Annotated in this window: 20 protein-coding genes; 13 read left to right on the forward strand and 7 right to left on the reverse strand. The window is 56.6% G+C overall.

Features of this window, described 5'->3' with window-relative positions; all coding sequences use genetic code 11:
• The first annotated feature begins 233 nt into the window (after window positions 1-233).
• Window positions 234-1,475, forward strand: a complete 1,242-nt coding sequence (sstT, locus tag ACWKX3_RS16040) for a serine/threonine transporter SstT (protein ID WP_137903677.1) — start codon at window positions 234-236, stop codon at window positions 1,473-1,475.
• Between the two features lie 138 nt (window positions 1,476-1,613).
• Here the strand turns inward: sstT and ACWKX3_RS16045 are convergent, their stop codons facing one another.
• Window positions 1,614-3,101, reverse strand: a complete 1,488-nt coding sequence (locus ACWKX3_RS16045; protein ID WP_042322348.1) for a UxaA family hydrolase — start codon at window positions 3,099-3,101, stop codon at window positions 1,614-1,616.
• A gap of 17 nt (window positions 3,102-3,118) precedes the next feature.
• Window positions 3,119-4,531: a glucuronate isomerase gene (gene uxaC / locus ACWKX3_RS16050; protein WP_042322071.1), complete on the reverse strand. Its 1,413-nt coding sequence runs from the start codon at window positions 4,529-4,531 to the stop codon at window positions 3,119-3,121.
• A gap of 475 nt (window positions 4,532-5,006) precedes the next feature.
• Here uxaC and ACWKX3_RS16055 point away from each other — a divergent pair, with 475 nt between their 5' ends.
• From ACWKX3_RS16055 to ACWKX3_RS16105, 11 genes are all read left to right on the forward strand, one after another.
• Entirely contained in the window at window positions 5,007-6,305 is a 1,299-nt protein-coding gene (locus ACWKX3_RS16055; protein WP_006178677.1) for an MFS transporter, read from the forward strand.
• 116 nt (window positions 6,306-6,421) lie between these two features.
• On the forward strand, window positions 6,422-7,198 hold the full coding sequence (gene exuR, locus ACWKX3_RS16060) for a transcriptional regulator ExuR (RefSeq protein WP_006178678.1): 777 nt from the start codon (window positions 6,422-6,424) through the stop codon (window positions 7,196-7,198).
• Window positions 7,199-7,540: 342 nt separating this feature from the next.
• Window positions 7,541-8,203: a DedA family general envelope maintenance protein YqjA gene (gene yqjA / locus ACWKX3_RS16065; protein ID WP_006178679.1), complete on the forward strand. Its 663-nt coding sequence runs from the start codon at window positions 7,541-7,543 to the stop codon at window positions 8,201-8,203.
• Between the two features lie 2 nt (window positions 8,204-8,205).
• Window positions 8,206-8,589 carry an EnvZ/OmpR regulon moderator MzrA gene (gene mzrA, locus ACWKX3_RS16070; protein ID WP_454542067.1) on the forward strand — a complete coding sequence of 128 codons (384 nt, stop codon included), beginning with the start codon at window positions 8,206-8,208 and terminating at the stop codon, window positions 8,587-8,589.
• A 142-nt stretch (window positions 8,590-8,731) separates the two neighbouring features.
• Window positions 8,732-9,100, forward strand: a complete 369-nt coding sequence (locus ACWKX3_RS16075; RefSeq protein WP_042322076.1) for a DUF1090 domain-containing protein — start codon at window positions 8,732-8,734, stop codon at window positions 9,098-9,100.
• Between the two features lie 29 nt (window positions 9,101-9,129).
• Complete coding sequence (locus tag ACWKX3_RS16080) at window positions 9,130-9,435, forward strand: DUF883 family protein (protein ID WP_006178686.1); 306 nt, start codon at window positions 9,130-9,132, stop codon at window positions 9,433-9,435.
• Between the two features lie 2 nt (window positions 9,436-9,437).
• A complete protein-coding gene (locus ACWKX3_RS16085) occupies window positions 9,438-9,836 on the forward strand; it encodes a phage holin family protein (protein ID WP_006178687.1) in 399 nt (132 codons plus the stop codon).
• Complete coding sequence (locus ACWKX3_RS16090) at window positions 9,833-10,129, forward strand: YqjK-like family protein (protein WP_006178688.1); 297 nt, start codon at window positions 9,833-9,835, stop codon at window positions 10,127-10,129. Before ACWKX3_RS16085 ends, ACWKX3_RS16090 begins: the two co-directional genes overlap by 4 nt.
• Before the next feature lie 280 nt (window positions 10,130-10,409).
• Window positions 10,410-10,802: a DoxX family protein gene (locus ACWKX3_RS16095; RefSeq protein WP_006178691.1), complete on the forward strand. Its 393-nt coding sequence runs from the start codon at window positions 10,410-10,412 to the stop codon at window positions 10,800-10,802.
• A gap of 70 nt (window positions 10,803-10,872) precedes the next feature.
• The gene (locus ACWKX3_RS16100) at window positions 10,873-11,859 is read left to right on the forward strand and encodes a glutathione S-transferase family protein (protein WP_454542068.1); all 987 of its coding nucleotides are present in this window, start codon (window positions 10,873-10,875) and stop codon (window positions 11,857-11,859) included.
• Between the two features lie 106 nt (window positions 11,860-11,965).
• On the forward strand, window positions 11,966-12,331 hold the full coding sequence (locus ACWKX3_RS16105; RefSeq protein ID WP_006178697.1) for a DUF805 domain-containing protein: 366 nt from the start codon (window positions 11,966-11,968) through the stop codon (window positions 12,329-12,331).
• A gap of 41 nt (window positions 12,332-12,372) precedes the next feature.
• Here ACWKX3_RS16105 and ACWKX3_RS16110 read toward each other — a convergent pair whose 3' ends face one another.
• Entirely contained in the window at window positions 12,373-13,275 is a 903-nt protein-coding gene (locus ACWKX3_RS16110; protein WP_006178698.1) for a LysR family transcriptional regulator, read from the reverse strand.
• Window positions 13,276-13,379: 104 nt separating this feature from the next.
• Between ACWKX3_RS16110 and ACWKX3_RS16115 the strand changes: the two genes are divergently transcribed.
• The gene (locus ACWKX3_RS16115; protein WP_006178701.1) at window positions 13,380-14,081 is read left to right on the forward strand and encodes a pirin family protein; all 702 of its coding nucleotides are present in this window, start codon (window positions 13,380-13,382) and stop codon (window positions 14,079-14,081) included.
• 88 nt (window positions 14,082-14,169) lie between these two features.
• Here ACWKX3_RS16115 and ACWKX3_RS16120 read toward each other — a convergent pair whose 3' ends face one another.
• From ACWKX3_RS16120 to tdcD, 4 genes are all read right to left on the reverse strand, one after another.
• Window positions 14,170-15,471: an L-cysteine desulfidase family protein gene (locus ACWKX3_RS16120; protein WP_101736930.1), complete on the reverse strand. Its 1,302-nt coding sequence runs from the start codon at window positions 15,469-15,471 to the stop codon at window positions 14,170-14,172.
• 21 nt (window positions 15,472-15,492) lie between these two features.
• Entirely contained in the window at window positions 15,493-16,824 is a 1,332-nt protein-coding gene (locus ACWKX3_RS16125) for an SLC5/6 family protein (RefSeq protein ID WP_006178704.1), read from the reverse strand.
• A gap of 273 nt (window positions 16,825-17,097) precedes the next feature.
• Window positions 17,098-19,392: a formate C-acetyltransferase gene (gene pflB, locus ACWKX3_RS16130; protein WP_454542069.1), complete on the reverse strand. Its 2,295-nt coding sequence runs from the start codon at window positions 19,390-19,392 to the stop codon at window positions 17,098-17,100.
• 15 nt (window positions 19,393-19,407) lie between these two features.
• The gene (gene tdcD, locus ACWKX3_RS16135; protein ID WP_006178707.1) at window positions 19,408-20,616 is read right to left on the reverse strand and encodes a propionate kinase; all 1,209 of its coding nucleotides are present in this window, start codon (window positions 20,614-20,616) and stop codon (window positions 19,408-19,410) included.
• Between the last annotated feature and the right edge of the window lie 24 nt (window positions 20,617-20,640).

Raw genomic sequence — 20,640 nt, forward strand, 5'->3', positions numbered from 1 at the left:
CGCTTACCGGGCCTACAACGTGACCCCGAAGGCCGGGTAAGCGCAGCGCCACCCGGCACTTTCGTTAATCAATAGTTAAAAAATATGACGCAACACGTAAAATCCAGCATTTTACGCTTCCCTCCTTTCGCGCATTCCCTATACTCGACCAGGCAAACATTTTCTTACATCCGGACATAAATGTGACTTAGAGCACATCCGGAATGGAACACAATTTCACTTAAGGACTTCCTATGAGCGTATCGTCATCGGGTCTTCTTGCGCGTCTGTCGCGTGGCAGCCTGGTTAAGCAAATCTTGATTGGTCTGGTGTTGGGCGTGGCGCTGGCGCTCATTTCCAAACCTGCCGCCGAGGCCACCGGCCTGCTCGGGACGTTGTTCGTTGGTGCACTAAAAGCGGTCGCGCCGGTTCTGGTGCTGACGCTGGTTATGGCCTCCATTGCTAACCATCAGCAAGGACAAAAAACCAACATCCGCCCGATCCTGTGGATGTACCTGCTGGGCACGTTCTCTGCGGCGCTGACGGCGGTTGTAGTGAGCTTCGCATTTCCCTCCACGCTGCAGCTTACGACCGGTGCAACCGACATTACCCCACCTACGGGAATTGTGGCGGTGATGCACGGCCTGCTGATGAGCATTGTCGCCAACCCTATCCATGCCCTGATCAATGCCAACTACATTGGCATCCTGGTGTGGGCCGTCGGGCTGGGCTTTGCCCTGCGCCACAGTAATGACACGACCAAACATCTGATCACCGATGTGTCGAATGCCGTAACCTTTATCGTCACCGTCGTGATTCGCTTTGCGCCCATTGGCATCTTCGGTCTGGTGGCGTCGACGCTGGCAACTACCGGCTTTGGTGCGCTATGGGGCTACGCCCAACTGCTGCTGGTGCTGATTGGCTGTATGGCCGTGGTGGCGCTGGTCATTAATCCGCTGCTGGTTTTCGTACAGACGCGTCGCAACCCCTATCCGCTGGTGTTGATGTGTCTGCGTGAGAGCGGCGTGACCGCCTTCTTCACCCGCAGCTCGGCGGCGAATATTCCGGTTAACATGACACTGTGCGAGAAGCTGAACCTGGACCGCGATACCTACTCGGTGTCGATTCCGCTGGGCGCAACCGTCAATATGGCGGGCGCGGCCATCACCATTACCGTGCTGACGCTGGCGGCGGTGCATACGCTGGGTATTCCGGTGGATCTGCCCACGGCGCTGCTGCTGAGCGTGGTGGCATCGCTGTGTGCCTGTGGTGCATCCGGCGTGGCGGGCGGTTCGCTGCTGCTGATCCCGCTGGCGTGTAATATGTTCGGCATCCCGAACGAGGTCGCCATGCAGGTGGTTGCCGTAGGCTTTATCATCGGCGTGCTGCAGGATTCCTGCGAGACCGCGATCAACTCCTCAACCGACGTGATGTTTACCGCGGCCGTGTGCCAGGCGGAAGACGCGCGTTTAGCGAAGAACGCCCTGCGCAGTTAAAAAGAAAAGCCCGGTGGCGGCTACGCCTTACCGGGCCTACAAGGTAAATGCAAAACGGCAACATGTGTTGCCGTTTTTTAATGTTTGTACCCTCTCCCCGTGGGAGAGGGCCAGGGTGAGGGCATCAGGCCGCACCGATTAAAGCGTCACTCCACTCTTGAAGATCGCCAGCTCGCGGAAGTCGTTTTTCTCGTTGCAGGTCTGCTTGCCGTTAGCAAATTCCACGATGGTATCGACAAATTCATTAAGTAGCTGCGGCATCGCTTTGCCGTGGATCAGCTGTCCCGCATCAAAGTCGATCCAGTGTTTCTTCTTCGCCGCCAGCTCGCTGTTGGTGGCGATTTTTACCGTCGGCACAAAGCCGCCGTAAGGCGTACCACGACCGGTACTGAACAGCACCATATGGCAGCCCGCCCCGGCCAGCGCGCTGGTCGCCACCGCATCGTTACCCGGCGCACTCAGCAGATTCAACCCGTGCGTTTTCAGACGTTCACCGTAGCGCAGAACGTCGACCACCTGGCTGGCGCCTGCTTTCTGGGTACAGCCGAGGGATTTCTCCTCAAGCGTCGTAATGCCGCCCGCTTTGTTGCCCGGCGACGGGTTCTCATAAATAGGCTGGTTGTGGGCGATAAAATACTGTTTGAAGTCGTTCACCATCGCGACGGTCTTTTCGAAGGTCTCTTCGTCGCGGCAGTGGCTCATCAGAATACGCTCAGCGCCGAACATCTCCGGCACTTCGGTCAGCACCGTGGTGCCGCCGTTGGCAATCATATAGTCCGAGAAACGGCCCAGCATCGGGTTGGCGGTGATGCCCGAAAGCCCGTCCGATCCGCCGCACTCAAGGCCAAATTTCAACTCGCTCAGCTTGCCCGGCTCACGTCTGTCGTGGCGCATCACCTCATACAGCTGGTGAAGTTGCTCCAGACCCGCTTCCACTTCGTCGTCCTGATGCTGACACACCATAAAGTGCACGCGCTCAGGATCGAACTCACCCAGCGTTTCGCGGAAGGCATCCACCTGGTTGTTTTCACAGCCCAGGCCAATCACCAGCACCGCACCCGCGTTCGGGTGGCGCACCATGTTTTGCAGCATCGTGCGGGTATTGATGTGATCGTCACCCAGCTGCGAGCAGCCGTAGGTGTGGCTGAAAAGATGTACGCCGTCGGTGCCTTCAGCGTCATTGGTCTCTTTCAGGAAACGCGTCTGGATTTGACGCGCAATCCCGTTTACGCAGCCAACGGTTGGCAGGATCCACAGCTCATTGCGGACCCCTACCTCGCCGTTCGCACGGCGGTAGATCTGTACGTCACGATCTGCCGCCTGCGCCTCTTCCGTCTGGAAATCCGGTTGATAGCTGTACTCGTCCAGATCGCTAAGATTGGTGCGGGTATTGTGGGAATGAATATATTCACCCGGCGCAATGTCCGCCAGCGCATGACCAATTGGCAAACCGTACTTCACGACGTTTTCCCCTTTGGCGATGGGGATCAGGGCAAACTTATGCCCGCGTCCAACGGCCTGGCGCAACGTCACCGACTGCGTATCGAAAGTCACTTCCGTGCCTTCGGACAGATCCGCCAGTGCGACGGCAACGTTATCCAGCGAATGGATTTTGATGTATTGCATATCAACCTCAGACAGCACTAGTTCAGTTCAATGGCGAAGTAGTCACGCGCATTGTTAAAGCAGATGTTTTTCACCATCTCGCCGAGCAGCTGGATATCCGCCGGAGCTTCGCCAGCCTGTACCCAACGGCCAATCATCTGGCACAGAATGCGGCGGAAATATTCGTGGCGAGTGTAAGACAGGAAGCTGCGGCTGTCGGTCAGCATGCCGACAAAGCGGCTTAACAGGCCAAGCTGCGCCAGCTGCGTCATCTGACGTTCCATGCCGTCTTTCTGATCGTTGAACCACCAGCCGGAACCGAACTGCATCTTGCCCGGCATCCCTTCACCCTGGAAGTTGCCGATCATAGTGCCCAGCACTTCGTTATCGCGCGGGTTCAGACAGTAGAGAATGGTTTTTGGCAGCAGGTTTTGTTCGTTCTGCTTGCTGAGCAGCTTAGAGAGCTCTTCCGCCATCGGACGGTCGTTAATGGAGTCGAAGCCCACGTCTGCGCCCAGCAGTTTGAACTGGCGCAGGTTGTTGTTGCGCAGCGCCCCAATGTGGTACTGCTGCACCCAGCCGCGACGGGCATATTCCGCGCCGAGGAACACCAGTACCGCGGTTTTGAACTGCGCCACTTCGTGTTCGCTTAACGTCTCACCCGACAGACGACGCGCCAGGATACTGTCCAGCTCGGCTTCGTTTGACTCGGCAAACAGCACCACGTCAAGCGCGTGGTCAGAGACCTTACAGCCGTGCGCCGCAAAGTGGTCCAGACGTTTGGTCAGCGCGCTTTGCAGGTCAGCGAAGCGGCGGATGTCGGTGTCGGACACGTCCGCCAGCTTAGCCATATAGTCGTTGAAGGTCGCCTGCTCAATGTTGAAAGCCTTATCCGGACGCCAGCTCGGCAGGACCTTAACATCGAAAGTGCTGTCTTTCGCCACGACGGCGTGATGTTCCAGCGAATCGATTGGGTCGTCGGTGGTCCCGACCATTTTGACGTTCATCTGCTTCATGATGCCGCGCGCGGAGAAGGCATCCTGCGCCAGCAGCGCGTTGCACTCATCCCAGATTTCATCTGCGGTAGCCGGAGAAAGCAGCTTGCCGGTGATGCCAAACGGACGGCGCAGCTCGAGGTGCGTCCAGTGGTATAACGGGTTACCGATGGTGTGCGGCACGGTTGCCGCCCAGGCGTCAAACTTCTCGCGGTCAGTGGCATCCCCCGTACACAGACGCTCCGCGACGCCGTTGGTGCGCATCGCGCGCCATTTATAGTGGTCACCTTTCAGCCAGATGTCATACAGGTTTTTGAAGCGGTAATTTTCGGCAACCTGCTGCGGCGGTAAATGGCAGTGGTAGTCGAAAATCGGCTGGTCTTTTGCATAGTCATGATACAGGCGACGGGCAAATTCGGTATCTAACAGAAAATCGTCGGTCATAAACGGGGTCATTATCGTCATCCTCTGTAACGGGAGCGTCAGAAAGCATATGTTCAGATGCTGCAAAGTTATCACACCAATTTCCAGCACCCGAAGGTTTTTTCGTGAGTTAGATCAATAAACGCCGACAAATAAATTACCCTCAAAGGAGTAAACCCGCCTGTAAGCCGCGCCAGTTCTGGCTTCCCACGACTGAGCGAAAGCCCCTACAAAGATTCCAGCATTTGTGATGTCACTCACCTTTTAAAGTTGTATGACAAGTTATCTTTTCGCCGTCGCAAACGATAAGCCGACTAAATGCATTCCCGGTGAGAGATACACCGGATTTACGGTACGGATACCGACTTAAGCACGATTACTTATGGCAAGGTTCGGGCCGTACCGGGAAATACCGCCGGTAGCGCCCCTCCCGTTAACAGCCACTCCCGAACACGGTTGAGAGGTTGCCGCGCCCCGGTGCAGAAATAACATAACGATGAGGTTTTAGATGCGTAAAATTAAAGGGTTACGTTGGTACATGATCGCGCTGGTGACGCTCGGCACCGTGCTGGGCTATCTGACACGTAATACCGTGGCAGCGGCCGCACCCACGTTGATGGAAGAGTTACATATCTCCACGCAGCAATATTCTTACATCATCGCTGCTTATTCCGCTGCTTACACCATCATGCAGCCTGTGGCGGGCTATGTCCTTGATATTCTGGGTACGAAAATCGGTTACGCCTTCTTCGCCGTGGCCTGGGCCGTGTTCTGCGGCGCGACGGCGCTGGCCGGCAGCTGGGGTGGCCTGGCGCTGGCACGTGGTGCAGTCGGTGCCGCAGAAGCCGCGATGATCCCGGCGGGCCTGAAAGCCAGCTCCGAGTGGTTCCCGGCGAAAGAGCGTTCCATTGCGGTGGGTTACTTTAACGTTGGCTCCTCTATCGGGGCGATGATTGCACCGCCACTGGTGGTGTGGGCTATCGTGATGCACAGCTGGCAGATGGCGTTCATTATCTCCGGTGTGCTGAGCTTTGCATGGGCGATGGCGTGGCTTGTCTTCTATAAGCATCCGCGCGATCAGAAAAAACTGTCCGAAGAAGAACGCGATTACATCATCGGCGGTCAGGAATCTCAGCATCAGACCAACAACGGCAAAAAAATGTCCGTCTGGCAGATCCTGGGTACCCGCCAGTTCTGGGGTATTGCCCTGCCACGCTTCCTGGCCGAACCCGCCTGGGGGACCTTCAACGCGTGGATCCCGCTGTTCATGTTCAAGGTCTACGGCTTTAACCTGAAAGAGATCGCCATGTTCGCCTGGATGCCGATGCTGTTTGCCGACCTCGGCTGCATCGTGGGCGGCTACCTGCCACCGCTATTCCAGCGCTGGTTTGGCGTGAACCTGATTGTCTCCCGTAAAATGGTGGTCACCATGGGTGCGCTGCTGATGATTGGCCCGGGCATGATCGGCCTGTTCACCAGCCCATACGTCGCCATTGGCCTGCTGTGCATCGGTGGTTTTGCTCACCAGTCGCTGTCCGGCGCGCTGATCACCCTCTCTTCTGATGTCTTTGGCCGTAACGAAGTGGCGACGGCAAACGGCCTGACCGGCATGGCCGCCTGGACAGCAAGTACAATGTTTGCTCTGGTCGTGGGTGCGCTGGCCGATACCATTGGCTTTAGCCCACTGTTCGCGGTGCTGGCTATCTTCGACCTTTTGGGGGCCGTGGTTATCTGGACGGTGCTGAAAAGCAAATCCGCAGATGAGTTGGCAAAAGAGTCGCTCGGACGACCGGCCACGCAGAGTTAGCGCGAGCGGCACCCGGCAAAAGCCGCCTTCGGGCGGCTTTTTTGATGGCAAAATCTGGAGACTGGCACGCAGAAGTGGTATAACAAATAATCCGCCGTACCCTGCCTGGAGCGCATATGGAAATCACCGAACCACGACGTTTATATCAACAACTTGCTGCCGAGCTGAAAGATCGCATCGAGCAAGGGGTGTATCTTGTCGGTGACAAACTTCCCGCTGAGCGCTTTATCGCGGATGAAAAGAGCGTGAGCCGCACGGTTGTGCGCGAAGCAATCATCATGCTGGAAGTCGAAGGCTATGTTGAGGTGCGCAAAGGCTCCGGCATTCACGTCATCTCGAATCAGGCAAAACACTCCCCGGCACCGGACGAAAGCCTGGAGTTCGCCAACTACGGTCCGTTTGAACTGCTGCAGGCCCGCCAGCTGATTGAGAGCAACATCGCTGAATTTGCCGCCACGCAGGTGACCAAACAGGACATCATGAAGCTGATGGAAATTCAGGATAACGCGCGTAAGGAAAAATGCTTCCGCGATTCTGAATGGGATTTACAGTTCCACGTGCAGGTCGCCCTGGCAACCCAGAACACGGCGCTGGCGGCAATCGTTGAAAAAATGTGGACTCAGCGCGTTCATAACCCGTACTGGAAGAAACTGCACGATCACATCGATTCCCGCACCGTCGATAACTGGTGCGACGATCACGACCAAATCCTTAAGGCGTTGATTCGCAAGGACCCGCACGCGGCCAAACTGGCGATGTGGCAGCATCTGGAAAATACCAAGCAGATGTTGTTCAACGAAACCAGTGACGACTTCGAATTTAACGCAGACCGCTATCTTTTTGCCGATAATCCTGTCGTTCATCTCGATACGGCGTCCAGTCTGGCAAAATAGCTTGCCTTATCGCTGGCAGGCGCTTCGTTGCGCCTTACGCCAAAGGTGGGTAAGCAAATATATAGAGTGTCAGCCTTTGTAAATCCCCTCGCGCCCCTCCAGGGGTTACGCCAAAATCATCTCATCCCTGCAAATTCTGTGACGCAGATGGTTGGGCTTTGTTACAATTGGATTCAATTCGCTATTTTTAAGTTAGTGCTTGCTAACCAGCCAATTAACAGGGAACAGTGTTGGCCACATCGTAATGTGTCCGCGAGCGACCACAATGAAATCACAATAATGTCGCCGTGCTGTTTTACCCGGATAACAGGCGTGACGTTAACCGATTTCCAGGAACACTGAATGGAACTTTTGACCCAACTTCTGCAGGCCTTGTGGGCGCAGGATTTTGAAACGCTGGCCAATCCCTCCATGATTGGCATGCTCTATTTCGTCCTCTTTATGATCCTGTTCCTTGAGAACGGATTGCTTCCTGCCGCCTTTTTACCCGGCGACAGCCTGCTGGTTCTGGTTGGCGTGCTGTGTGCCAAAGGGGCCATGGCGTTCCCGCAAACCGTCTTGCTTCTGACTATTGCCGCCAGCCTCGGCTGCTGGGTGAGCTATATTCAGGGCCGATGGCTGGGCAATACGCGCATCGTACAAAACTGGCTCTCGCACCTCCCGGCCCATTACCACCAGCGAGCGCATCACCTTTTCCATAAGCACGGGCTATCTGCCCTGCTGATTGCACGCTTTATCGCGTTTGTTCGCACCCTGCTGCCGACTATCGCCGGCCTTTCCGGGCTGAGCAGCACGCGCTTCCAGTTCTTCAACTGGATGAGCGGCCTGCTGTGGGTGCTGATCCTCACCACGCTCGGCTACGCCCTTGGTAAAACACCGGTATTCATGAAATATGAAGATCAGCTGATGTCCTGCCTGATGCTGCTGCCGGTTGTGCTGCTGGTTGTCGGTCTGGTCGGTTCGCTGGTCGTGCTGTGGAAGAAGAAATACGGGGCAAGGAGCTAACCATGGTTATCTCTCCGCTCGCCCTTCGCCGCTTGTCCTGGTCCATGATTGCGTTATTGATGTTCATCGCCCTGTTCCTAGCATGGACGGCGGTGCAGAATCAGGAATCTACGCTGGCGATACGTTCTGTGAATCAGGGTGCCAGCGTGCCGGACGGTTTTTCCGTCTGGCATCATCTGGATGCGAACGGCATTCGCTTTAAGAGCATTACGCCGCAAAACGACGTGCTGCTGATAAAGTTTGATTCCAGTGCGCAAAGCGCCGCCGCGAAAGCGGTGCTCGACCGAACGCTGCCGCGCGGTTACATCATCGCGCAGCAGGATGATGACAGCCAGCCAGCGGCGTGGTTATCACGTCTTCGCGATACCTCGCATCGGTTTGGTTAATTACCAGGATTCCGAATCTTTTCACTAACTTTGGTGAATCCCCCGTTTACTTACTATGCTTAAGTACGCGGAGCACCCCTCAGATGTTCTCCGCAATGAACTGGAAACGGCTCACGCCGTAACACAATGGAAGGTTTCGATAATGAAATACCGCATGACTCTGGCTCTGGCCCTTTTTTCTTTAAGCACAGCGTCCTTCGCGAACACTCTCTGTCAGGAGAAAGAAAAGGACATTCAACGCGAAATCAGTTATGCCGAAAAGCATAATAATCAGCACCGTATTGACGGTCTGAAAAAAGCGTTAAGCGAAGTGAAAGAGAACTGCACGGACAGCAAACTGCGTGCCGATCATCAGAAAAAAATCGCTGAACAAAAGGACGAGATCGCCGAGCGCCGTCAAGACCTGCAGGAAGCGAAAGAGAAAGGTGATGCGGAAAAAATTGCCAAGCGTGAGAAAAAGCTGCAAGAGGCGCAGGACGACCTGAAAGCGCTGGAAGCTCGCGAATATTGAGTTAACGGAAATCTCAACAGGAGAGAATCATGTCAAAAGATACGACGTCAGAAAACCTACGCGCTGAACTGAAATCCCTGGCAGACACCCTGGAAGAGGTGCTTAGCTCCTCTGCCGACAAATCAAAAGATGAAGTCAGCAAACTGCGCAGCAAAGCCGAGAAAGCACTGAAAGAGAGCCGTTACCGCCTGGGTGAAACCGGCGATGTGCTGGCAAAACAGACGCGTGAAGCTGCCGCGCGCGCTGACGAATACGTGCGTGACAATCCATGGACTGGCGTAGGTATTGGTGCCGCGATTGGCGTGGTGCTGGGTGTCCTGTTGACGCGTCGTTGATTATGGAAGATCCACGTCACGCACAAGGGCCTGCTAATAACGTCCTCGGCATCGGTCAGCGTATCTTAACGACGCTGGTCGGGATTGCCGAAACGCGCGTCCGCCTGGCGGTAGTCGAGCTGGAAGAAGAGAAAGCCAACCTCTTCCAGATGCTACTGATGCTCGGGCTTACCATGCTCTTCGCCGCGTTTGGTCTGATGAGCCTGATGGTATTGATCATCTGGGCTATCGATCCGCAGTATCGTCTTAACGCGATGATTGCAACAACCGTGGTTCTGCTGGTTGGGGCCTTGATCGGTGGCGTCTGGACGCTTCACAAAGCCCGCACGTCTACCTTCATGCGCCACACTCGCCAGGAGCTAGCCAACGATCGCTCGCTTCTGGAGGATGACAAATCGTGAGCAGCGCAGCCGAACGTCAAAAACGAAAAGCGTATCTGTTGAGCCAGATCCAGCAGCAACGGCTGGATCTGTCCGCCAGCCGTCGTGACTGGATAGCATCCACGCGTCGTTTTGACCGTGGCTGGAATACTGTCCTGAGCCTGCGCTCCTGGGCGCTGGTCGGCAGTAGCGTCATGGCTATCTGGACGGTTCGGCATCCCAATATGCTGATCCGTTGGGCCCGCCGCGGCTTTGGTGTCTGGAGCGCCTGGCGTCTGGTCAAGACCACGCTGCGCCAGCAGCAGTTGCGGTAGCCTTCTCGTCGGGTGGCGGCTTCGAGGTAAAAGCAAAACGGTAACTCAGGTTACCGTTTTTTGTTTTTGCGCCATCTCCCCGTGGGAGAGGGTTGGGGTGAGGGCACCAGCGCGCACCTCTTCTTACTCAATATCTTTGAAGAAGATTGACAGTTTTCCTAGCTAACAATTCTTTTCCGCCCCGTTTACACTCCTCTCCATCGACAGCAAAGACGCGGTATCTACCCGAATTTGCACATAAATAACGTTATGCCGCGCATGTGGTTTCCTGGAGAGTAAAATGAAAAAATTAGAAGATGTTGGCGTACTGGTCGCACGTATTTTGATGCCTGTGCTGTTTATCACCGCAGGCTGGGGCAAAATCACCGGCTATGCAGGCACTCAACAGTACATGGAAGCGATGGGCGTTCCGGGGTTCCTGCTGCCGCTGACCATCCTTCTTGAGTTTGGTGGCGGTCTGGCCGTGCTGTTTGGCTTCCTGACCCGTACCACCGCCCTGTTCACCGCAGGCTTCACCCTGCTGACGGCGTTCATCTTCCACAGCAACTTTGCGGAAGGCGTGAACTCCCTGATGTTCATGAAGAACCTGACCATCGCAGGCGGCTTCCTGCTGCTGGCCATCACCGGCCCGGGCGCATACAGCATCGACCGCGTTCTGAATAAGAAGTGGTAAGCACGCTATACTGAATGAACAAAGCGAGGAGACATCTCCTCGCTTTTGCTATCTGACGGAGGAGAAAAAAATGGGACAACTCGTAGACGGCGTCTGGCAGGATGTCTGGTATGACACCAAATCCACCGGCGGACGCTTTAAGCGCTCCGTTTCCGCCTTCCGTAACTGGCTGACCGCCGATGGCGCACCCGGCCCAAGCGGCGAAGGCGGCTTTGCGGCCGAGAAAGATCGGTATCATCTGTATGTTTCTCTCGCCTGCCCGTGGGCGCACCGCACGCTGATTGTACGCAAACTGAAAGGCCTTGAGTCGCTGATCCCGGTGTCGGTTGTTAACCCGCTGATGATGGAAAACGGCTGGACGTTCGACAGCAACTTCCCGGCAGCCACCGGCGATGATCTTTATCACCACGATTTCCTGTACCAGCTCTATCTGCGTGCCGACCCGCACTACACCGGGCGCGTCACCGTGCCGGTCCTGTGGGACAAAAAAAACCAGACCATCGTCAGTAATGAGTCTGCGGAGATCATCCGCATGTTCAACACCGCGTTTGATGCTCACGGCGCGCTCGCCGGAAACTACTACCCGGTGGAACTGCGCGATAAAATCGACGAACTGAATAGCTGGATCTACGACAACGTTAACAACGGCGTCTATAAAGCCGGTTTTGCCACCAGCCAGGAAGCCTACGATGAGGCGGTCGGGAAAGTGTTCGAGTCGCTGGAACGCCTGGAGCAGATCCTCGGCCAGCACCGCTACCTGACGGGCGATCGCCTGACAGAGGCGGATATTCGCCTGTGGACCACGCTGATCCGTTTCGATCCGGTCTACGTCACCCACTTTAAGTGCGATAAACATCGCATCGGTGATTACCTGAATCTGCACGGTTTCCTGCGCGATATCTACCAGACGCCAGGCATTGCTGAAACGGTCGATTTTGACCATATCCGCACCCACTACTACCGCAGCCATAAGACCATCAACCCAACGGGCATTATCTCAATTGGGCCATGGCAGGATCTGGATGAACCGCACGGGCGTGACGTCCGTTTTGGATAAATATGAAGGGCATCAATAGATGCCCTTTTTTAATTCACAATATCCATCTATTCTTACCTCGATCGCTTAGAAAACAAGTGATTGACTGATTAATGAGGCAAGGAAAATGGACTGGTATTTAAAAGTACTGCGCAATTACGTTGGATTTGGTGGCCGCGCCCGCCGCAAAGAGTACTGGATGTTCATTCTGGTGAACTTCGTCCTGCTCATGGTGCTGGGCATTGTTGATAAATTACTCGGCTGGCAGCGGGACGGCGGGGAAGGCATTCTTACGTCAATCTATGGGATCTTTATTCTGCTGCCGTCCTGGGCCGTCCAGTTTCGGCGTCTGCACGATACCGACCGTTCAGCCTGGTGGCTACTGCTGCTGTTGATCCCGATTATCGGCTGGCTGGTAATTCTGATTTTCAACTGCCAACGCGGCACGCCGGGCGAAAACCGCTTTGGCCCGGATCCTAAGATCGCTGCGTAAATTATTGCCCGGTGGCGCTTACGCTTACCGGGCCTACACGCTTATTTATTGTAATGCGCAAAGAGCTTCGGGATTTCGCGTAAGCACCATGACTTCGCCTCGCCCATGCTGTCGCGTCGCCACGCCATAATGATATCCACTTCGCTGGTGTACTCCGGGCTGACGACCCGCAGCCGCCCTTCGGCAATATCCTTTTCAACAAACGGATACGGCATGGTGGCAACGCCTAAACCTGCCAGCAACGCCTGACGTTTATCTTCCAGTGACGTGACGGTCAGGCGCGGCTGTTTATCCAGCAACTGCACCGTTAACACCGGGCGCTCGCGTGCGGTATCGGCGACCGCCACGCCGCGATATTTCACGCGCGTCACCTCTGAGAGCGGCTCCGCCTCCTGGTGGATCGGGTGATCCGGTGCCGCGACGTAGACGTTCATCACGCTGTAGAGTTTTTTCGAGTTAATCTCTGAGGAAGAACGGAAGTGCATGTCCGGCGCGATCACGATATCCGCTCGCCCCGTCTCCAGACGCTCCCAGGCACCGGCCAGCACTTCGGTGATGATCGACAGCTGGGTGTTGGCCTTGTCCGCCAGACGCTCCACCAGCGGGAACAGCGCCTCGGTCGGGACCAGCGCTTCCGTGACCAGCGTCAGGTGCGTTTCCCAGCCGCGGGCCAGGGCTTCGGCATCGGTTGTCAGCTTGTCTGCCGCTTCCAGCAGCACGCGCCCGCGCTCAAGCAGCATACGGCCTACATTGGTGAATTTTGTTCGATGACCGGAGCGGTCGAACAGCACCACGTCCAGCTCTTCCTCCAGCTTCTGCATGGTGTAGCTCAGCGCAGACGGAACGCGCCCCAGTTCATCTGCCGCTGCGGCAAAGCTGCCGCGACGGTCTATTGCGTCCATGACGCGAAGCGCCTCAAGCGTCAATGCTCTCTCTTTAGCCATCTCGTTCTCATTCAGGAAATTTGAACATACCGGGCAGAATATCTGGCTAACAATGCAGCGTCCATACCTTTACCATTGTTTTAGTGTAAAGAGAGGTCAAGTTTATGATTACGACAAGAACAGCTAAACAGTGCGGACAAGCCGATTTCGGTTGGCTGCAGGCGCGCTACACCTTCTCCTTTGGACACTACTTTGACCCGAAACTCCTCGGTTACGCCTCACTGCGCGTGTTGAATCAGGAAGTGCTCGCCCCTGGCGCCTCTTTCCAGCCGCGTACGTACCCGAAAGTCGATATTTTGAACCTGATCCTGGAAGGCGAGGCAGAATACCGCGATAGCGAGGGCAATCATGTCCAGGCGAAGGCTGGCGAAGCCTTACTGATTTCAACGCAGCCGGGCATTAGCTATAGCGAGCACAACCTCAGCAAAGACAACACGCTGACCCGCATGCAGCTGTGGTTAGATGCCTGCCCGGAGCGGGAAAATCCGCTGGTACAGAAGCTGGATCTGAAAGGCGGTCAGCAGCAGCTGATTGCCTCGCCGGACGGCAGCAACGGCAGCCTGCAACTGCGCCAGCAGGTATGGCTGCACCACATCGAGCTGAAGAAAGGCGAGCAGGTTAGCGTGCAGCTTCACGGCCCGCGTGCATACCTGCAGTCGATTCACGGGACGGTGCATGCCGTCACGCACACAGAAGAGAAAGAAGCGCTTACCTGCGGTGACGGGGCGTTTATTCGCGACGAAGCGAATATTACGCTGGTTGCCGATACGCCGCTGCGGGCACTGCTGATTGATTTGCCGGTTTAATTAAACCTTTCCCCTCTCCCCAAAGAGGAGAGGGAACGATCGAGCCCCTCGCCCCTTTGGGGAGAGGGGTGGGGGTGAGGGGAATTCTTTACACCTTACTCGCCATTATCTCAATAATCTGCCGGTCCGTTGCCTGCATTGAACGACACGCCAGCGCGCACAGATTAGCGATAGACTGCTCCACGTCGTGCGCCACAATCCCTTCGTTGCCCGTCACGGCCGTTTCATCCAGCGCCATCATCACCGCTTTCCAGGCGCTGCCTACGCTGGTAGAGACCTTCATCGCGCAGCTGTTCGATGCGCCATCGCAGATCATCCCGCTGACATCCCCGATCATGCTGCCGATCGCCATGGCAATGGTCTGGTAGCCTCCGCCCATCAGCCACGCCATCCCGGCCGCAGCGCCCATTGCTGCCGTCGTTGCCGCACACAGCGCGGATAAACGTGGAAGCTGATGATGGATGTAGATAGCCGACAGGTGCGAGAGCATCAGCGCCCGGGCAAGCCGCTCTTGATCGGCCTGTACGTGCTCTGCCACAACCACCACGGGCATGGTCGCGGCGATCCCCTGGTTGCCGGAACCCGAGTTGCTCATCGCCGGGAGCGTCGCCCCGCCCATACGCGCATCTGACGCCGCGCTGGTGCGGATAACGATATCCGATCCGACATCCTGCGCCAGCCAGCCGCGCGCGCGTTGCCTGGTGAGCGTTGCGCCAATGTGCAGCCCCCATTTACCGCTCAGCCCCTCGCGGGAGAGCGCATCGTTCAACTCCCCCGCTTGCAGAATAAAACGGATCGCCCCGAACGGAACCTGTTCGGCAAACGCCACAATCTGCGCAAGCGTGGTGTCCGAAAGCACCGACAGGGGATCGGCGTTCACCTCGCCCTGCGGCTCGTCGAGCGTAAAGCGCGTTTCGCCCCGGCACACCACCTCGACAACGCGTGTATGCCCCCCTGCGATGGTCACCATCGCAGAGGCCTCTCCGGCGTAAACACAGGCGCGGGAATAGAGGATCTCATCGCACGGTTCTTGCAGTTTCACCTGCACCAGACCGGCCTCCAGCAAGGCTTTGGCGCGCGCCAGCGCCTCAGGCGTGGCATCTTTCAACACCTCCAGCCCGGCCTGCGCGTTGCCGCCAATGGCCCCCAGCGCCGCCGCAATCGGCAGGCCGACCATGCCAGTACCGGGCACCGTAACGCCCAGACCGTTTTTCATCAGGTTTGGCGATACCCACGCCTCAATTTTCGTGACCTCAGCGCCCAGCTGCTCAGCGGCAATCGCACAGGCCAGCGCCAGAGAGACAGGTTCCGTACACCCCAGGGCAGGCTTAACTTCTTCCTGCACCGCACGAATAAACTGCGTCCATAAAGGATTCATTTGCTCAGACATCGTGACAACCTTATTCACTCCTCAGGAAAACGCGAGGAAAGGAGAAACACACAGCAGCAGTCCGGTAATAACGATAATCACCAGCGACACGCCTTTATATTTGTGCAGCGCCGGGACTTTGTAGACCAGCCACGCCGGAATTAAGCAGCCCACCATGCCGAAAATGGGGCTGCAAATTGAGGTAAAGCTCAGCACGGGCGCATTTAACACAATGGCGCTCCAGGCCAGCAGAATGGCGAACAGCATGATGCCGCGCTGCACGGTACGTTCATTGATTTTGTCTGTCGGCATTTTGCGGCGCAGGATATTCATCACAATGCCCTGCGTCGCCTCGCGAAAGCCGAGATACACCCCGAAGAACGCGGTCATGACGGCGAAAATATTGAGGATCACGCTGACGATTTTGACCCAGCCCGCGCCGTCGCCGCTGATAAACTGCGCCGCAATCGCCAGAGCTGAAATATTCTGCTCGTAGGCTTTTACCGCTTCGTCGTGGCCCATTGCCAGGGTGAAGGAGACGGCGTAAAAAAAGACCGTCACAAACAGGATGCCGAAGGCGATATTCATTGCCCGCAGAGCCTTGTGGCGCGCGACCTCAACGGACTTCTCACGTGAGCGATACGAAATGACCATCGGGCTTAAGGTCTGAATAAACAGGATCGACGTTAAGGTAAACGGCAGCGTGATAATGGCGTTTTTAATCAGCAGCCCCATCGGCGGCAGCATGCCCACGTTGGCTAAATGCCAGAGGCCGATCATCGACAGCCCAAGCGCCGCCACCACAAACAGCTTGGTGAGCACCATCAGGCTTGAGACTTTAAACAGCAGCTTCTCACCGCGCGACGAGATCGCGACCAGAATGCAGATCAGGAATAAGCCGTAGAACGGGTTTTCCGAGAGCAAGCCGTCGGTCAGACCAAAGGTGTGCAGATAAGAGGCGCTGTCGTTGGTGATGGCAGTGGAATAGACGAACATCCAGATCACCAGCATCACGAAATAGAGCGCGCCTAATAATATGCCCCAGTTTTTCCCGAGATAACCGCTGATCACGCTCGGGTAATCTTTGCATTCCGGGGATTCTGCCAGCGTGTTAATAAACAGACGCTGGAATAAATACATGGCCGGATAGCCAATGATCGACGAAAGTAAAAACACCCACAGGCCCATTAATCCGACCTGCACCGGGAGAAAAACGATCCCCGCGCCGATAGCCATCCCGATACTCATGATGACCCACCCCGTGTCGGTGCTGTCGAATTTAATCGCCTCGCGCCATTCGCTTTCACTCATACCTGCCCGCCTTGCCGCGGACGAGTCTTTCACAATCACACTGCTTTTTGTTGCCGTTTCCATTGGGCACTCGCTTATTTTGTAGGGTAACTAATTAATTTTTATTTGGTTTTTCTCATCAGCGATAATGAGCAGAACTGCCGCAGGTGTGTGTTTTTAGAATGAAAAGATGATATCCGCAGAGGAAGAGAAAAAAGTCACAATTTTTATGAGGATTTACGCAAGCGGGAGGAAATTTTACTTCTTAATGGAGGGTTTTCGCCCTGTTTTGCTAAAAGTGACGGCGATCAAGAAAAAAAAGCCCCCTGTTATCGAGGGGGCTGGAGACATCGCAGGTTACATCGCCTGAGTAAAGGTTCGGGAGATCACGTCCTGCTGCTGCTCGCGCGTCAGGGCGTTAAACCGCACCGCATAGCCTGAAACGCGGATCGTCAGGTTCGGGTAATTCTCCGGGTGCTCAATGGCATCCATCAGCATCTCCCGGTTCATGACGTTGACGTTCAGATGCTGCCCACCCTCTATGGCCGCTTCGTGATGGAAGTACCCGTCCAGCAGCCCCACAAGGTTGGTTTTGCGCACGCCTTCATCTTTGCCCAGCGCCTGCGGCACAATCGAGAAGGTGTACGAAATACCGTCTTTGGCGTAGGTAAACGGCAGCTTCGCGACCGACGTCAACGAGGCCACCGCCCCTTTCCTGTCGCGTCCGTGCATCGGGTTAGCGCCTGGTGCAAACGATGTCCCGCCGCGGCGGCCATCCGGCGTGTTGCCGGTCTTCTGACCGTAGACCACGTTCGAGGTGATGGTCAGGATCGACTGGGTCGGCACGGCGTTACGGTAGGTTGGCAGCGCCTGAATCTTCTTCATAAAGCGCTCGACCAGATCGCAGGCGATGCTGTCCACCCGATCGTCATTGTTACCGTACTGCGGATAGTCGCCTTCAATCACAAAATCCACCGCCAGGCCAGTGTGGTCGCGCACCGGCTTCACCGTGGCGTACTTGATGGCTGACAGCGAATCCGCCGCCACTGACAGCCCGGCGATGCCGCAGGCCATGGTGCGATAGACATCGCGATCGTGCAGCGCCATCAGCGAGGCTTCGTAGCTGTACTTATCATGCATGTAGTGAATGAGATTCAGCGCGCTGATGTACTGTACCGCCAGCCAGTCCATAAAGTGATCGAGGCTCGCCATCACGGTGTCGTAATCCAGCACCTCGTCCAGCAGCGGATCGGTTTTCGGCCCCACCTGGATCTTCAGCTTCTCGTCCACGCCGCCGTTGATCGCGTACAGCAGCGTTTTGGCGAGGTTGGCACGCGCCCCGAAGAACTGCATCTGCTTGCCGATCACCATCGGACTGACGCAGCAGGCTATCGCGTAATCGTCGCTGTCGAAGTCTGCGCGCATCAGATCGTCGTTTTCATACTGCAGCGAAGAGGTGACGATCGACACCTGCGCGGCATATTTCTTGAACGCGATCGGCAGGTGTTCAGACCAGAGGATCGTCAGGTTCGGCTCCGGCGCAGGCCCCATGGTGTGCAGCGTGTGCAGGTAGCGGAAGCTGTTTTTGGTGACCAGCGTGCGGCCATCCAGCCCCATACCGCCAATCACCTCCGTGGCCCAGATAGGATCGCCGGAAAAGAGCGTGTCGAACTCCGGCGTGCGCAGGAAGCGCACCATGCGGATCTTCATAATGAAGTGGTCGATCAGCTCCTGCGCCTGCATTTCGCTCAGGCGGCCTGCCTGCATATCCCGCTCAATGTAGATATCCAGGAACGTAGCCGTGCGCCCCAGCGACATCGCCCCGCCGTTCTGGGATTTCACCGCCGCCAGATAAGCAAAGTAGACCCACTGCACCGCCTCCTGAGCGTTCATTGCCGGGCGGGAGATGTCAAAGCCATAGCCCGACGCCATCTGCTGGATCTGCAGCAGCGCGCGTTTATGTTCCGCCAGCTCTTCGCGCAGGCGGATCGTCGCCTCCAGATCTTCACCGCGCTCAAGTTTTCCCTGCAGATCGGCGAACTGCAGCTCGCGCTCGCGCACCAGATAGCTGATGCCGTACAGCGCCACGCGACGATAATCACCGATGATCCGCCCGCGTCCGTAGCCGTCCGGCAATCCCGTCAGCACGCCCGATTTTCGGCAGCGCATCATCTCCGGGGAGTACACATCAAATACACCCTGGTTATGGGTTTTGCGCAGATCGGTAAACAGGTACTCAAACTGCGGATCCATTTCGCGCCCGTAGGCCTCGAAAGAGCTGCGGATCATGTTGATCCCGCCGTACGGATGCAGGGCGCGCTTGAGGGGTTTATCGGTTTGCAGACCGACGATCGTCTCCAGATCTTCGTCGATATAGCCCGGCCCGTGCGCGGTAATGGTGGTAGCAATATTGGTGTCAAAATCCACCGGGGCGTGGGTGGCATTCTCCTGACGAATGCCGACCATCACCTTCTGCCACAGCGCCGTCGTTGCAGGCGTCGCCTGCGCGAGGAAAGCCTCATCACCTTCATAAGGGGTGTAGTTATGCTGAATAAAATCGCGCACGTTGACGGCGTCTTTCCATTCTTCACCGCGAAACCCGGCCCATGCGTCGCTGTAGGGCGCAACGCGCGTATCGATAGTTACTTTCATTCTCTTCTCGCTTTATCAGGCATAAGCCGCAGCCGATGTGACCTTCCCAAGACGGAGGGCATCCAGCGCGATCATTTTTTCTTCGTTGGTCGGGATCACCGCGCAGGCCGCACGGGACGCGTCGGTGGAAATAATGCGCTCGCCTGCGCTGCCCGGCAGGGCGTTTTTGGCGTCGTCCAGCGTGATGCCAAAGACCTTAAGCCGTTCAACCACCAGCGCGCGGATAAGCGTTGAGTTCTCGCCGATTCCACCGGTGAAGATCACAGCGTCCAGCCGGTGCAGCGACGCCGCGTGCCCGGCAATGTGCCGCGCGATACGGTGCACAAAGGTGTGTATCGCCAACTGCGCCCGCTGATGGCCTTCATGCCAGGCTTTTTCGAGCGTTCGCAGGTCGGACGATATTCCGGAGATCCCCAGCAGACCGGACTCTTTGTTAACCATGCGTTCCAGATCGTCGAGCGATTGACCCGTCTGCCGGGCAATCCACGCCATCGCGCCAAAATCCACGTCGCCGCAGCGCGTGCCCATCATCAACCCTTCCAGCGGCGTCATGCCCATAGAGGTATCGACGCTTTCACCGTTACGCACCGCACAGATGGATGCCCCATTGCCCAGGTGGGCGATAACCAGCCCGCTGTCGTCAGGCGAAAGCCCGAGAAGCGTATGCGCCTGCCCGCTAACGTAGCGGTGCGAGGTGCCGTGGAAGCCGTAGCGGCGCACGCCCAGCTCTTCGAAATAGCGATACGGCAGCCCATAGAGCCAGGCGTGCGGTGCCAGCGTCTGGTGGAAGCTGGTATCAAACACCGCAACCTGCTGCACGCCCGGGAACATGCGTTCAGCCGCTTCCACGCCGCTCAGGTTGGCGTAATTGTGCAAAGGCGCCAGCGGAGACACCTGGCGGATCTGCTCGATGACCTCCCCGGTGATAAGGGTGGATTCGCTGAAGCGATCGCCGCCGTGGGCAATGCGGTGGCCAATCAAGGCCACGCTGCTCATCAGATCGCGCTTCTCCAGCTCAAGGGCGATGGCCGCCAGCGCCCCTTCGTAATCCTGGTGAGCCAGTTTGACCGGCTCACCGCCGTTCACCGAGATACAGGCGTTCTCAGTGTTGATGCCGTCTGCAATGCCCGTCATCAGGGCATCGCAGTGTGCTGCGTCGAGTACTGAAAACTTAACCGAAGACGATCCGCAGTTAATGACCAGTACAACCGGAAATTCAATCATGGTGTGACTCCGCTCATCCTGAGC

The sequence above is a fragment of the Enterobacter sp. UPMP2052 genome, from assembly GCF_053709675.1.